Below are 12431 nucleotides of genomic sequence, written 5' to 3' on the forward strand. Positions count from 1 at the left end.
ATGCTCTCGCGAGGGTGCTGAAGCCACCCTGAAGCCTCCTGAAGCGATCTTCAGGAACGGATTCAGCCGCGAATCGCGCTCGGCACGTCGGGGAAGGATGCAGGAATGTAGCCGCCATGCGCCTGCTCGCCGTGCACGAGCTCGCCCGTTCCGGTCTCCGCACTGCCGAGCACGCTCCACGGGTCGACGATCCGCACGTCATGACCGTCGAGGTGCAGGCGGCGGACGCCTTCGAGCAGCATCCGCTTGGCGATGTCGTTGGCGCGCTGCACCCGGTCGAGGTCGACGATGACAGGGTCGTCGCCCTCGGGCTCTTCCGCGAATCCGCGCAGCACACGCTCGGCCTCCATGAAATGCAGGTCGCCGGCGATCTCGTGCACGGTCGCGCCGTCGTGCTCGACGCGGCGCGACACGGAGCGAGCCACGTCCGTCGAGGTCATCAGGTGCAGGCCGAGATCGTGGTTCATGCGCTCGAACATGCGCACGCCACGAGTGCTGTTGCCGTGCGGGTCGAGTCGAGGCGAGAACACGGCGATGCCGACCTGTCCGGGAAGCACCCCCATCAGGCCGCCTGCGACGCCGCTCTTCGCGGGGATGCCGACCGAGGTCAGCCAGTCGCCGGCCGAGTCGTACATGCCGCATGTGGTCATGACGCTCAGCACCTGTCGGTTGATGGCGGGGTCGATCACCTGTTCGCCGTCTGACGTCCGGCCCCCGGCGGCGAGCACCGACCCCATGCGGGCGAGGTCACGCACCGTGACCGACACCGAGCACTGCCGGGTGTAGCCGCGCACCACATCCGCCGGTTCCGCGTCGAGGGTGCCGACGGTGCGCAGCATGTACGCGAGCGCCATGTTGCGGTCGGCCGACGACAGCTCGGACTCGAAGACGTCCTCTGCGATCGTGAGCCGGCGACCCGCGAGGCGGCTGTAGAGGTCGAGGATGCGCTCGGTCCGAGCATTCGCATCAGCGCCCTGCACGAGAGCGTGGGCGGCGATCGCACCCGCGTTGATCATCGGATTCCGCGGGCGACCGGTCTCGGGCTCGAGGGAGATCTCGTTGAAGGCGTCTCCCGAGGGCTCGACGTCGATCCGCTCGAGCACGCCGTCGAGCCCCTGGTCGGCGATCGCGAGCGCATACGTGAACGGCTTCGAGATCGACTGGATCGTGAACTCCACGTCGGCATCCCCGGCGACGTAGACCTCCCCGTCGAGGGTCGCCACCGCGATCGCGAGCCGATCGGGGTCGGCCTGGGCGAGCTCGGGGATGTACGAGGCGACCTCGCCGGCATCCTCCCCGCACGACTCGAGCAGCACGGTGAGGTAGTCGATCATGGGGGTCTGCATATCGACCATGCTCCCACGCCTCGCTGCCGCGACTCTCGGCCGCCGGGGCCGCTCAGGCCGAGAGAGGGAGCGTCACGACGAACCGGGCGCCGCCCCACCGTGAAGCGTCGACCGAGACGGTTCCACCGCTGGCCGTGGCGATGCCGTGGACGATCGCCAGGCCGAGGCCGCTGCCGCCGGCATCCCGGCTGCGTGCCTCGTCGAGTCTGACGAAGCGCTCGAAGATGCGCTCGCGCTCGTCCGGGGGCACTCCCGTGCCGTCGTCCTCGACGGTCACGAAGACGTGGGCATCCTGCGGGATCACGCTGATCGCCACGTGCCCCGCGCTGTGCCGCGCGGCGTTGTCGGCGAGGTTGCGCAACAGCTGACCGAGAAGCCGTGGATCGCCCTCGACGCGAGCCGCGCCGATGCCGGAGCTGTCGACCTCGATGCCTCGAGACCGCAGCCGCCGTGCCTCGCCGAGGGCGAGATCGTCGAGGTCGACGGCCTCATCATGAGTGCTCCCGCCCTCATCGAGTCGAGCGAGCAGCAGCAGGGATTCGACGATCCCCTGCAGACGAAGACCCTCGTCCGAGACGACCTCGGCGAGTTCTCCGATGCTGGTCGTCGCCGGATGCGCCTGGGCGAGCTCGGCATGCTGGCGGATCGTCGCGAGCGGGGAGCGCAGCTCGTGCGAGGCATCCGAGACGAACCGGCGCTGGGCCGTCGCCGAGGCGTCGAGGCGATCGAGCATCCGGTTCATGGTGGTCGCCAGCGCTGCGATCTCGTCTGCAGACCCCGGCACCTCGACCCGATTGTGCAGGTGCTCGGCGGTGATGCCGTCGACCTCCTGGCGGATGCGTGTGACCGGGCGCAGAGCTCGACCCACGACGAGCCACGTCGTGACCGCGACGAGCACGAGGAGCAGAGGGACAGCGACCGCGAGCAGCACGACGACGGTCGACAGCGTCTCATCGTCGTCTTCGATGGGGACGGCCAGGACGAGCGTCTCGTCGCTCTCGAGGTCGTCCGAGACGACGAGCATCGGCGTGCCGTCGATCGTCACCGTGAGCGCATGGTCCGCGATCGGGAGCGCACTCGATCCCAGATCGTCGCGGGCATCCTCGCTCGCCGAGCGGATCGAGCCGTCAGCGCCGATGATCTGCACGAGCTCGTCGTCGAGGGTGTCGATGCCGCGGCCTCCACCAGGGCCGCCACCGGGTCCGTCCAGGCGTTCGGTCAGCTCGTCGAGTCGCTGCTCGGCGGCGCGCTCGGCGCTGGCATGGATGCTGGAGCTCAGGACGCCGTAGAACGAGAACGCTCCGATCAACAGCGCGACGGCCACGACGAGAGTCGCGCCGAGGGTCGTCCGCGCGCGCACCGACTTCCAGGGGCGGTCAGCCACCGTCGGCCGCCAATCGGTAGCCGGCACCGCGGACGGTCTCGATCGCCTCACGTCCGAAGGGCTTGTCGAGCTTGCGGCGCAGGTGACCTACGTAGACCTCGACGATGTTCGGGTCTCCGTCGAAGTCGTCGTCCCACACTCCCTCGATCAGCGCGCGCTTCGACAGCACCTGGCCTCGGTGGCGCATCAGGTATTCGAGCACGGCGAACTCGCGGGCGGTCAGGGTGACGGGCGTCTCGCCCCGCCAGACGTGGTGCGACGAGGGGTCGAGCTTGAGGTCTCCGGCTTCGAGCACGGCGGGGCGTGCGACGGCGCCGCGGCGCACCAGCGCGCGGATGCGGGCGACGAGGATCGCGAACGAGAAGGGCTTCGTCACGTAGTCGTCGGCGCCGGTCTCGAGGGCCTCGACCTGATCCCACTCTCCATCCTTGGCGGTGAGCATGAGCACGGGGGTCCAGTTCTCCTCGGCGCGCAGCGCTTCGCACACCTTCCAGCCGCTCATGCCGGGCATCATGAGGTCGAGCACGATCGCGTCGTAGCGGGTCTCGCGCGCACGCCAGAGTCCGTCGACGCCGTTGTTCGCGACGTCGACCGCGAAGCCCTCGGCCTCGAGCCCGCGGCGAACGGCGTCGGCCAACCGCACTTCGTCGTCCACCACCAGGATCCGCATTCCTCCAGTGTGGCGGGCGCACGCTGAATCCGCGCTGAAGCGGGGTCGTCGCGCCTGCTCTCCGCATCCCTGCGTGCGGCCTCGGGAGGAGAACGGCTCCTCAGGAGGACCGATTCCCGCAGATGCCCCTCCCGGGGCGCAGATCTCCTCCCGAGGCGTTGCCACGCCCGACGCCGAAGAGGTCAGGAGTCGGTGCGGAACCCTGCTGCCTTGTGCGTGCCGTCGCAGAACGGCTTGATGGTCGAGAGCCCGCAACGGCAGAGCGCGACCGTGCGGCGCGTGACCTCGATCGGCTCGCCGTCGGATGACTCCAGCACCGCTGCGCCGCGCACGAGCAGCGGCCCGTCGGGGTAGGCGGTGATGGTGACGGCATCCTCGCGCGCGCTCATCGATCCGCCCTCGGTCGCAGCGACGATTCGCCGCGCATCCACGAGTCGAGCATGTGACCCGCCGCCCATCCGTCGACGGTGAGGCAGGCGGATGCTCCGAACATGATGTCGGGCAGCAGCTCGGGGTGGTCCTCGGCCAGACCACCCGCGAGATCGCGCGCCGCGATCTGCTCGTGCACGGCATCGGCCTCGACATGCTCGTCGAAGTAGTCGGTGACGTCCTCGCCGAAGCCGAGGCGCCGCAGGCCGTCGGCGTACAGGCGATTGGGGATCGATGAGGTCATCTCGAATGCCGCGAGGTGGCCGACGATGGCCCCGACGAGGCGCCGGTTGAGACCGAACATCGACATCGAGTTGAGCGAGGCGAGCGTGATCGCCGGCACATCGTCGACATAGCCGCCGTAGGTGTCGTCCAGCCCCGCGCCGCGCATGGCCCGCGCGAAGATCGTCGCGTGGACCCGGTCGGGCCGCCCTCCGCCGTACTCGTCGGACTGGATCTCGACGAGCGCGGCCTTCGCGCGCCCGTGCAGGCGGGGGATGGCCCAGGAGTGCGGATCGGCCTCGCGCAGTGTGTAGATCGAGCGCTGCATGAAGAACTCGTGCATCTGCTCGTCGGTCGCCTTCTTCGCGACGTACCGCGACAGGCTCGGGCCGGTGTCGGCCTCGGCGAGCGCGAACAGGGCTCGTCCGACGGCGTCCACGGTCGGCTCCGGCAGTGCGGGCGTCGGCACAGTCGCCCGAAGTTCGCGCTCGAAAGCCTGCTCGAGGAGTCCTCGAGTTGCGACGACACCCGGATCCCACTCGAGGGACGGGTCGAGATCGGGAAGAGAGCCGTACGACGACGCGTAGAGCACGAAGAGGGCGAGCTGGATGTCGTCATCCCGCACGACGTCGGCGCTCGCCGCGAGCGCGGCCTCGGCGCGGGAGCCGAGATCGTCGACGTCGCCACCGGTCAGTCGGCGGATGACGGCATCGCTGAGCGGACCGCGCGGCGTGATGCCATGGAGGGCGGTGGGGGTGAGGGCCGGTGCAGACATGCTCGCAGTCTCGCCCCGGTCCCGCCCACCCGTGAAGGGTCTTGACGGCGGCGCATCGGATGCGGAAGGGCGGATGCCGCAGCATCCGCCCTTCCGCTCGGCATCCGCCGTCGAGCGCTCAGCCGTGCACCGGGTAGTGGCTGCTGATCGCGATGCGGTTCCAGCTGTTGATGACGACCGCGAGCCACGTCACTGCGGCGATCTGCTTCTCGGTCAGGACGCCGTCGATCTCGACCCCGCGATCCTGGAGGCGTCCGTGGTCGCCGATCAGGGTCACGTTCTCGGCGATCTGCAGTGCGGCCTGCTCCTCGGGGCTGAAGTACTGCGACTCCCACCACCCGGCGAGCACGGCCAGTCGGTCGGCCGTCTCGCCCGCCTCGACCGCGTCGGCGCAGTGCATCTTGAGGCAGAAGGCGCAGCCGTTCAGCTGCGACGCCCGCACCTTCACCAGTTCGACGAGCAGCGGTGAGAGCCCGGCATCCGCCCCTGCTTCTGCGGCCTTGCCGGCGAACTCCAGCATCGCCTGATACGGGGCCGCGTAGATCTTGCCGATGTTGACGTGCGTCACGTCGTCTCCTTCGCTCACGAGGGCGCCGTATGCGCCTCCATGAGTACTGACGTCGCAGCGTCCGGATCTGTGACGTCGGCACCGCCGCCTAGGCTGGAACCATGAACAAGAACTCGCTCTGGACCATCGTCGGCGTCATCCTCGCCGTGGCGATCGCCTGGTGGATCGTCAGCGCGCTGTTCTCGATCCTGTGGTTCATCGCCAAGCTCGCGATCGTGCTCGTCGTCGCGGTCGTGGTGTTCCTGGTGCTGCGCGGACTCTTCACTTCGAAGGCCGACTGACGGCGCCCGCGAGCGTCGGTCAGGCGACGGGAGCCTTCGCGCCCACCCGGTACCGGGCGGCGCGATGCGTGTCCTGCACGCGGTCGCCCTTGCCCTGCAGCTTGTTGCGCAGCGTGCCCGGCGTGTACTCGTTCGGGTAGACGCCACGCTCGCGGAGCACCGGGATGACGTGCTCGATCACGTCCTGCCACGTGCCGGGGGTGACCGCGTAGGCGAGGTTGAATCCGTCGATGTCGGTCTCCTCGACCCACGACTGCAGTTCGTCGGCGATCTCGACGCCGGAGCCCACGATGGTGGGGCCGAGGCCGCCGATCGCATTGTGGCGGCCGAAGTCGCCGACGGTCCACTCGCGTCCGAGGTCGGCCTCCTCCTTCAAGTGCTGCAGCACCGACTGGATCGCGTTCGACTCGACGTTTCCGACCGGCTCGTCCTCCGCATACTGCGACAGGTCGACGCCCATCCAGCCGGACATGAAGGTCAGTGCACCCTCGGGGCTCGCGTATGACAGGTACTCGGCGTGCTTCGCCGCGGCATCCGCGCTGGTCTCGCCCGTGATCACGGTGAGCAGCGTGTAGATCTTCGCGTCGCAACGGTCGCGTCCGGCCTCCTCGAGCGCGTCGCGGATGCGCTTGACCGTGCCGGCGAGCACCTCCTTCGACGGGGCTGCGACGAAGATCGCCTCGGCATTCTCCGATGCGAAGCGCACGCCGCGGGGGCTGGCTCCCGCCTGGTAGATGACAGGGGTCCGCTGCGGCGACGGCTCGGAGATGTGGATGCCGGGAACGCTGAAGTGCGTGCCCTCGTGGCCGATCGGGTGCACCTTCGACGGATCGGTGAAGATGCCGCGTTCGCGGTCTTCGACGACCGCGTCGTCTTCCCACGACCCCTCCCACAGTTTGTAGAGCACCTCGACGTACTCGTCTGCGTGGTCGTAGCGGTCGTCGTGCGCGAGCTGATCCTGCTGGCCCATGTTGCGTGCGGCGCTGGGCAGGTAGCCGGTCACGACGTTCCAGCCGACACGTCCGTCGGTGAGGTGGTCGAGAGTGCTGAGCCGGCGCGCGAAGGGATACGGGTGCTCGAAGGCGGTGCCTGCCGTGATGCCGAACCCGAGGTGCTCGGTGACCGCGGCCATGGCGCTGACGAGCAGGATCGGGTCGTTCACGGGAACCTGCGCACCGTTGCGGATCGCCGCCTCGTTCGTGCCGCCGTAGACGTCGTAGGTGCCCAGGACGTCGGCGATGAAGATGCCGTCGAAGGTCGCGCTCTCGAGCAGCTTCGCGAGGTCGGTCCAGTACGAGATGGTGTTGTACTGACGCGAGCGGTCGTCTGGATGCCGCCACAGACCGGACGACTGGTGGGCGACGCAGTTCATGTCGAAGGCGTTGAAGCGAATCTGACGGCTCATGCGGTCAAGCAAACCGCGAGCCGGGTGGTGGTGACCAGCGCCCCTGACATGCGAGGACACAGTCGCCCGGCCCCTCATGCTTTCGAATCGCGCACTTTGCAGTCTCGACTCGTTCTGAACTGCAAAGTGCGCGATTCGAAAGCGTCAGTCCCGGTCGTGGTCGACCGTCTTCATCGTCGAGGTGATCGGACGAGGGTCGGGCATGATCGTCTCGACCTGGGGTTTCGCATTCGCCTGCGCGCGGCACCAGACGACGAATCCGACCGCGGTGAAGACGCCGTAGAACACATACATCAGGCCGGTGGCGTAGAAGCCGGAGCTGAACAGCAGCGGCACGCCGACGACGTCGACGGCGATCCAGATGAGCCAGAACTCCGTCCAGCCCTTGGCCATGCCGTAGGTGGCGAGCAGGGATCCGACGAAGGTCCAGGCATCCGCCCAGACGGGCTCCCACGAGCCGAGCGCGCGGAACAGGGGAGTGAGGGCGATCGTGCCGATGACCATCACCAGCACGAGTCCGATGCGGGCGCTGTTGGGCGCCCACCGTGGGGTGACCCGGCCGCCGTCGGCCGATGCCTGCCGCCAGCGCACCCAGCCGTAGATCGCCACGATGATGAACATGACCTGACGACCGGCCTGGCCGAGCAGATGCGGGAGTTCGTGGTCGGGGTTGAGGATCGAGCCGAGGAACACGGTGAGCAGCAGCAGGTTGCCGACGATGCCGACCGGCCATGCCCAGATCTTGCGCTGCATGCCGCCCAGCGCGCTCGCCAGGCCGAACACGTTGCCGACCACCTCGCGGATGAGCAGCACCTGGCCGCCCGGAAGCACCCACTGCGAGTTGAAGGCGTCGGCCAGCCAGAGCAGGGCGTTCACGCGAGTTCGTCCGGGAAGGGCCGCTCGTCGAGAACGAGCTGCAGGAAGGTGAGGTCGAGCCAGCGGTCGAACTTGGCGCCGACCTGCGGCATCCGTCCGACCTGCATGAAGTCGAGACGCTTGTGCATGATGATCGAGCCCGTGTTGCTGCTCTCGATGGCGGCGACCATGACGTGCTTGCCGAGAGAGCGCGCGCGGTCGATGAGCTCGATCATGAGCGCCTTGCCGATGCCGCGCCCCCGCTGGCCCTCGCGCACGTAGACCGAGTGCTCGACGGTGTGGCGGTAGCCGCTGTGCGGACGCCAGTCGCCGAACGTCGCGTAGCCGAGCACACCGGTGTCATCGACCGCGACGAGCACCGGGTAACCGCGCTCGGTGCGCTCGGCGAGCCAGGCGGTGCGGTCGTCGACCGTGACCGCCTCTTCGTTCCAGATGGCGGTGGTGGTCAGCACCGCGTCGTTGTAGATGGCGGTGATCGCCTCGACATCGGCGGTCTCGGCATCCCGGATCTGGTGGTCGCTCATCGGGTCTCCTGCATCTGCGCTCGGGTGCGCACTGGACGACGGTAGCAGGATGCCGCGGTGGGCGATGCGGAAGACTGGCGTCATGTCTCTCGCTGAAACGGTTCGCGACCGCATCGTCCGTGCGATCGACCGGGAGCAGCTGGGTGCGTACGGACTTCATGTGCTGGTCGGTCACGAATCAGCCCAGCATCGATGGCGCAGCGACGACCGCGTGAACCTCTATTCGGTGTCGAAGGGCGTGAGCGCGATTGCGGCGGGGATCGCCATCGACGAAGGCATCCTGTCGCTCGATACCCGCGCGGTCGATGCTGTGGATGTGCCCGAGCCCGGTGCGGGCAGCGAAGCGGTGACCCTCGAGCATCTCCTCACGATGACCAGCGGAATCGACTTCGAGTGGTTCGGAGACCAGGAGGTGCCCTGGCCCGACCTCGCCCAGGAGATGCTCGCTCGTCCGAGCCGAGGCCCGGGCGAGCACTTCCAGTACTCGGATGCGAGCACGTACGTCGCCATGAGGATGCTCGGCGCTGCCGTCGGCGATGTGCGGGACTGGCTGATGCCCCGCCTGTTCGAGCCGCTCGGCATCCATAACCCGCAGTGGCTGAGATGTCCGCTCGGATGGATCGTGGGTGGGAGCGGGCTGGAGCTCCGCACCGAGGAACTGGCGCGGATCGGACGCGTGCTTCGTGATGGCGGCCGCTTCGGGGACGACCGCATGGTGAGCGAGCGCTGGATCGATCGCATGCACTCCGATTGGGTCTCCTCGGGGGGTGGCGGCCTCTACTCCTCCTACGGATTCGCCGCCTGGCGCGGGCCCAGAGGCGGCTGGCGTCTGGACGGGCGATACGGACAGTACGTCTTCATCGACGACGCTGCCGACGCGGTCGTCACGATCACGGCGCATGAGGAGAAGAGCGATCAGCGGCTCGTGGAGATCGCAGCCGACGCCATCACCGAGGTCGCATCAGCGCCACCGTCCGCGACGACCTGACGGGGACTCGGAGCGCCTCAGCGAGGTTGCCAGTGCGTGAGCTTGGCAGGGTTGAGCACGATCCAGAGCTGAGTGATCGCGCCGTCTTCGACATGCAGGTTCATGACCGAGTGCGCCCTCTCTCCGTCGCGGAACACCAGTCCGAGGCCCTCGCCGAACTGCCTCTCCTCGACGGTGAGATGCGGGTTCTTGGCCGCGATCCCGAGCAGGAAGCGGGCGACGTTGTCGGCGCCGCTCACGACGTTGCGGGCGGCGCTGACCACGCCGCCGCCGTCGCTGCGCAATTCGACATCGGGCGCGAGGAACCTCAACAGCGGCGCGACTTCACCCGTGCGCGTCGCGTCCTGGAACGCGCGGACGACCCGGTCATGCTCGGCGCGCGGAACAACGACCGCTCGACTCTCGCGCACGTGACGACGAGCGGATGCCGCGAGCTGGCGCACCGCGGCGGAGGATCGACCGACGGCCTCGGCGATCTCGTCGAACGGCACGGCGAAGACGTCATGCAGCACGAAGGCGACGCGCTCAGCCGGAGTCATCGCCTCGAGCACGACGAGCAGAGCGGTGGAGACGTCGTCGTCGAGAGTGACGCGATCGAGGGGATCCTCTGTCAGTGACGCTGTGCGCGCTCCGATCGTTCCGATCGCTCCGGCGAAGAGGTCGGCCGGAACGGGCTCCGGCAACCACGGCCCGACGTAGTCCTCGCGCCGGCGCCGGGCGGAACCCAGAAGGTCTAGGGCGACACGGCCGGCGACTGTCGTGAGCCAGCCCGCCGGGTTCGCGATCGCCTCCCGCTCGGCCTCGATGAGGCGGTACCAGCGCAGGTACGTCTCCTGCACGACATCCTCGGCATCCGCCAGCGTTCCCGTCATCCGGTAGCCGAGGGCGAGCAGGCGGCGGCGCTCGCGGAAGACGTCGGTGAGGTCGTCGTCCATCGGGCTCTCCTTCGGGGCGGTGCGCGTGCAGTGTCGGGCATGCGATGGTCGGGCGCCTGGGGTTGGTCGCGGGGCGTTGCGCGTGCGCGGGTGCCTTTGCAGGATATGACGACGCAGAGTTGCGGGGTGTGAGGCCTCACACTTTCGGATGCCGTCTCGTCATCAGGAGTGAAGGGTGTACTCGGGGTGCGCATGCATGCCGCTAGAACGGAGAGGAAGTCGGATGAGGATCGCAGTCGCAGGAGGAACGGGCGTGGTCGGTCGGCACGCGTTCGAGGCGGGGCGGGCTGCAGGGCACGATGTCGTCGTGCTCTCGCGCTCGACCGGTGCCGATGTGATCACAGGTGTCGGGCTCGTCGACGCACTGCAGGGCGCGGATGCCGTGATCGACGTTACGAACACGACCACCCTCTCGGCCGCGAAGGCGATCAGCTTCTTCGAGGCGGCGACCAGGAATCTGCTCGCGGCTGAAGAGGCCGCAGGTGTCGGACATCACGTCGCGCTGTCGATCGTGGGGATCGATGGGATCGATTCCTCGTACTACGCGGGCAAGCTCGCGCAGGAACGCGCGGTGGCCGCCGGCCCTGTGCCGTTCACGATCGCGCGAGCGGCGCAGTTCCACGAGTTCGCAGGTCAACTGCTCGCGGGCATGTCAGGGCCGGTGGCGCTGATGCCGAAGCTGTTGATGCGCCCGGTGGCGGCACGCGAGGTCGGGGAGCATCTCGTGCGGGTAGCCTCGGGTGCGGCAGCCGGGCGCGCTCGAGATCTCGTCGGGCCACGGGATGAGGTTCTGGTGGATCTCGCCCGACGGCAACTCGCGTTCGACGGGGTGCGCCGGCGGGTGCTCGGGGTGCGACTGCCCGGCGCGTACGGGAAGGGACTCGCCTCGGGATCGCTGCGCGGCGGGGCCGATGCTGTGCAGGGTCAGATCACCTTCGACGAGTGGCTGGGCAACGAGGATCACCCGCGCGAGAAGTGACGTCCGCATACTCACCCCACCGCCGCACGCGGCTCCGGGATCGGCGTCACACGTGCACGTCGGCGGGGGACTCCTCGCCCTCGTGGAAGTTCGGCTTCTTGCCGATCAGGCGACCGATGCCGAGGATGATCCCCACGATGATCAGACCCGCGATCAGTCCGGCGATGGCCGAGAACAGGGTGTCGCCGATCCAGACGATGACGCCACCGGCCGGCTCGAGGAAGTGCTCGATCCCGTGCAGGATGTCGGCTCCGAAGTGCACGCCGACCTCGCCGAGGTTCACGAGAAGCAGGTGCCCACCGACCCACAGCATCGCGACGGTGCCGAGGATGCTGATGAAGCGGAAGACCGCGGGCATCGACCGCACGATCCGGGTGCCGGTGTGGCGCACGCGTTTCGACGGGTTCTTCGCCATCTTCAGGCCGATGTCGTCGATCTTCACGAGCAGGGCCACCGCGCCGTAGACGACGCCGGTCATGAGCAGGGCGATCACGGCGAGGATCGCGAGTGTGGTCCAGATGTCGAGGCCGGCTTCGAGGTTGGCGAGAGAGATCAGCATGATCTCCGTCGACAGGATCAGGTCGGTGCGCACCGCACCCCAGACGAGCTTGTTCTCGTTGCGCGCGCTCTCATCGGCGTGGCCGTGCTGCACACCGAACCACTCGAGCACCTTCTCGGCGCCCTCGAAGCACAGGTAGGCGCCTCCGAGGATGAGGAGGTACGGCAGCACCCAAGGGGCGAAGGCGGTGAGCAGCAGCGCGATCGGAATGATGATGACGAACTTGTTCGCCAGAGAACCGAGGGCGATCTTCGCGACGACGGGCAGCTCGCGCGCGGGAGTGATGCCCTGCACGTACTGAGGGGTCACGGCCGCATCATCGATCACGACACCCGCGGCCTTGGCAGACGCCTTCATCGCCGCGCTGAGAATGTCATCGACGACGGCGAGCAGTCCAACAGACATATGCGTCTCCCTGTGGTGTGTGTGGCTGAGCAACTCTATCGACTGCGGCGAAACTCACAGCCCGCTCACAGTCCCGCGGGACCAA

General features: G+C 68.2%; 14 protein-coding genes. 3 read left to right on the forward strand and 11 right to left on the reverse strand.

Going from position 1 to position 12431, the window contains the following annotated elements:
• Nucleotides 1–62 precede the first annotated feature (62 nt).
• The 6 genes from ACQ4LY_RS05590 to ACQ4LY_RS05615 all read right to left on the reverse strand — a co-directional run bounded on the left by ACQ4LY_RS05590 (nucleotide 63) and on the right by ACQ4LY_RS05615 (nucleotide 5394).
• Nucleotides 63–1355 carry a glutaminase gene (locus tag ACQ4LY_RS05590; RefSeq protein WP_431075033.1) on the reverse strand — a complete coding sequence of 431 codons (1293 nt, stop codon included), beginning with the start codon at nucleotides 1353–1355 and terminating at the stop codon, nucleotides 63–65.
• A gap of 43 nt (nucleotides 1356–1398) precedes the next feature.
• Nucleotides 1399–2730, reverse strand: coding sequence for a sensor histidine kinase (locus tag ACQ4LY_RS05595; RefSeq protein ID WP_431075034.1), 1332 nt, complete (start codon nucleotides 2728–2730; stop codon nucleotides 1399–1401).
• A complete protein-coding gene (locus ACQ4LY_RS05600) occupies nucleotides 2723–3400 on the reverse strand; it encodes a response regulator transcription factor (protein ID WP_431075035.1) in 678 nt (225 codons plus the stop codon). The genes ACQ4LY_RS05595 and ACQ4LY_RS05600 overlap by 8 nt, the downstream gene beginning before the upstream one ends.
• A 182-nt stretch (nucleotides 3401–3582) precedes the next feature.
• Nucleotides 3583–3789: a CDGSH iron-sulfur domain-containing protein gene (locus ACQ4LY_RS05605; protein ID WP_056311097.1), complete on the reverse strand. Its 207-nt coding sequence runs from the start codon at nucleotides 3787–3789 to the stop codon at nucleotides 3583–3585.
• Nucleotides 3786–4826, reverse strand: a complete 1041-nt coding sequence (locus tag ACQ4LY_RS05610) for an iron-containing redox enzyme family protein (protein WP_431075036.1) — start codon at nucleotides 4824–4826, stop codon at nucleotides 3786–3788. The genes ACQ4LY_RS05605 and ACQ4LY_RS05610 overlap by 4 nt, the downstream gene beginning before the upstream one ends.
• A gap of 118 nt (nucleotides 4827–4944) precedes the next feature.
• Complete coding sequence (locus ACQ4LY_RS05615) at nucleotides 4945–5394, reverse strand: carboxymuconolactone decarboxylase family protein (RefSeq protein WP_431075037.1); 450 nt, start codon at nucleotides 5392–5394, stop codon at nucleotides 4945–4947.
• Between the two features lie 101 nt (nucleotides 5395–5495).
• On the opposite strand from ACQ4LY_RS05615, the gene ACQ4LY_RS05620 reads away from it, so the two are divergent.
• Entirely contained in the window at nucleotides 5496–5675 is a 180-nt protein-coding gene (locus ACQ4LY_RS05620) for a hypothetical protein (protein ID WP_431075038.1), read from the forward strand.
• Nucleotides 5676–5694: 19 nt separating this feature from the next.
• Here ACQ4LY_RS05620 and ACQ4LY_RS05625 read toward each other — a convergent pair whose 3' ends face one another.
• The 3 genes from ACQ4LY_RS05625 to ACQ4LY_RS05635 all read right to left on the reverse strand — a co-directional run bounded on the left by ACQ4LY_RS05625 (nucleotide 5695) and on the right by ACQ4LY_RS05635 (nucleotide 8480).
• Nucleotides 5695–7080: an LLM class flavin-dependent oxidoreductase gene (locus tag ACQ4LY_RS05625; RefSeq protein WP_431075039.1), complete on the reverse strand. Its 1386-nt coding sequence runs from the start codon at nucleotides 7078–7080 to the stop codon at nucleotides 5695–5697.
• Nucleotides 7081–7224: 144 nt separating this feature from the next.
• Nucleotides 7225–7956, reverse strand: a complete 732-nt coding sequence (pnuC, locus tag ACQ4LY_RS05630) for a nicotinamide riboside transporter PnuC (protein WP_431075040.1) — start codon at nucleotides 7954–7956, stop codon at nucleotides 7225–7227.
• On the reverse strand, nucleotides 7953–8480 hold the full coding sequence (locus ACQ4LY_RS05635) for a GNAT family N-acetyltransferase (RefSeq protein WP_431075041.1): 528 nt from the start codon (nucleotides 8478–8480) through the stop codon (nucleotides 7953–7955). Before ACQ4LY_RS05635 ends, pnuC begins: the two co-directional genes overlap by 4 nt.
• A gap of 82 nt (nucleotides 8481–8562) precedes the next feature.
• Between ACQ4LY_RS05635 and ACQ4LY_RS05640 the strand changes: the two genes are divergently transcribed.
• Nucleotides 8563–9468 carry a serine hydrolase domain-containing protein gene (locus ACQ4LY_RS05640; RefSeq protein WP_431075042.1) on the forward strand — a complete coding sequence of 302 codons (906 nt, stop codon included), beginning with the start codon at nucleotides 8563–8565 and terminating at the stop codon, nucleotides 9466–9468.
• A gap of 17 nt (nucleotides 9469–9485) precedes the next feature.
• Here the strand turns inward: ACQ4LY_RS05640 and sigJ are convergent, their stop codons facing one another.
• Nucleotides 9486–10403, reverse strand: a complete 918-nt coding sequence (gene sigJ, locus ACQ4LY_RS05645) for an RNA polymerase sigma factor SigJ (protein WP_431075043.1) — start codon at nucleotides 10401–10403, stop codon at nucleotides 9486–9488.
• A gap of 223 nt (nucleotides 10404–10626) precedes the next feature.
• On the opposite strand from sigJ, the gene ACQ4LY_RS05650 reads away from it, so the two are divergent.
• Nucleotides 10627–11382: an SDR family oxidoreductase gene (locus tag ACQ4LY_RS05650; protein WP_431075044.1), complete on the forward strand. Its 756-nt coding sequence runs from the start codon at nucleotides 10627–10629 to the stop codon at nucleotides 11380–11382.
• Between the two features lie 46 nt (nucleotides 11383–11428).
• On the opposite strand, the gene ACQ4LY_RS05655 is transcribed toward ACQ4LY_RS05650, so the two are convergent.
• On the reverse strand, nucleotides 11429–12346 hold the full coding sequence (locus ACQ4LY_RS05655) for a DUF808 domain-containing protein (RefSeq protein WP_431075045.1): 918 nt from the start codon (nucleotides 12344–12346) through the stop codon (nucleotides 11429–11431).
• Nucleotides 12347–12431: the final 85 nt, after the last annotated feature.

Origin of the sequence: Microbacterium phyllosphaerae (assembly GCF_050628115.1) — a bacterium.
Classification (GTDB): domain Bacteria; phylum Actinomycetota; class Actinomycetes; order Actinomycetales; family Microbacteriaceae; genus Microbacterium; species Microbacterium phyllosphaerae_A.

What these genes read in the sequence shown, in the direction of transcription:
- ACQ4LY_RS05590 (WP_431075033.1), bottom strand. Translation starts at nt 1,355, where the DNA reads ATGGTCGATATGCAGACCCCCATGATCGACTACCTCACCGTGCTGCTC.
- ACQ4LY_RS05600 (WP_431075035.1), bottom strand. Translation starts at nt 3,400, where the DNA reads ATGCGGATCCTGGTGGTGGACGACGAAGTGCGGTTGGCCGACGCCGTT.
- ACQ4LY_RS05605 (WP_056311097.1), bottom strand. Translation starts at nt 3,789, where the DNA reads ATGAGCGCGCGCGAGGATGCCGTCACCATCACCGCCTACCCCGACGGG.
- ACQ4LY_RS05610 (WP_431075036.1), bottom strand. Translation starts at nt 4,826, where the DNA reads ATGTCTGCACCGGCCCTCACCCCCACCGCCCTCCATGGCATCACGCCG.
- ACQ4LY_RS05620 (WP_431075038.1), top strand. Translation starts at nt 5,496, where the DNA reads ATGAACAAGAACTCGCTCTGGACCATCGTCGGCGTCATCCTCGCCGTG.
- ACQ4LY_RS05625 (WP_431075039.1), bottom strand. Translation starts at nt 7,080, where the DNA reads ATGAGCCGTCAGATTCGCTTCAACGCCTTCGACATGAACTGCGTCGCC.
- ACQ4LY_RS05635 (WP_431075041.1), bottom strand. Translation starts at nt 8,480, where the DNA reads ATGAGCGACCACCAGATCCGGGATGCCGAGACCGCCGATGTCGAGGCG.
- ACQ4LY_RS05640 (WP_431075042.1), top strand. Translation starts at nt 8,563, where the DNA reads ATGTCTCTCGCTGAAACGGTTCGCGACCGCATCGTCCGTGCGATCGAC.
- sigJ (WP_431075043.1), bottom strand. Translation starts at nt 10,403, where the DNA reads ATGGACGACGACCTCACCGACGTCTTCCGCGAGCGCCGCCGCCTGCTC.
- ACQ4LY_RS05650 (WP_431075044.1), top strand. Translation starts at nt 10,627, where the DNA reads ATGAGGATCGCAGTCGCAGGAGGAACGGGCGTGGTCGGTCGGCACGCG.
- ACQ4LY_RS05655 (WP_431075045.1), bottom strand. Translation starts at nt 12,346, where the DNA reads ATGTCTGTTGGACTGCTCGCCGTCGTCGATGACATTCTCAGCGCGGCG.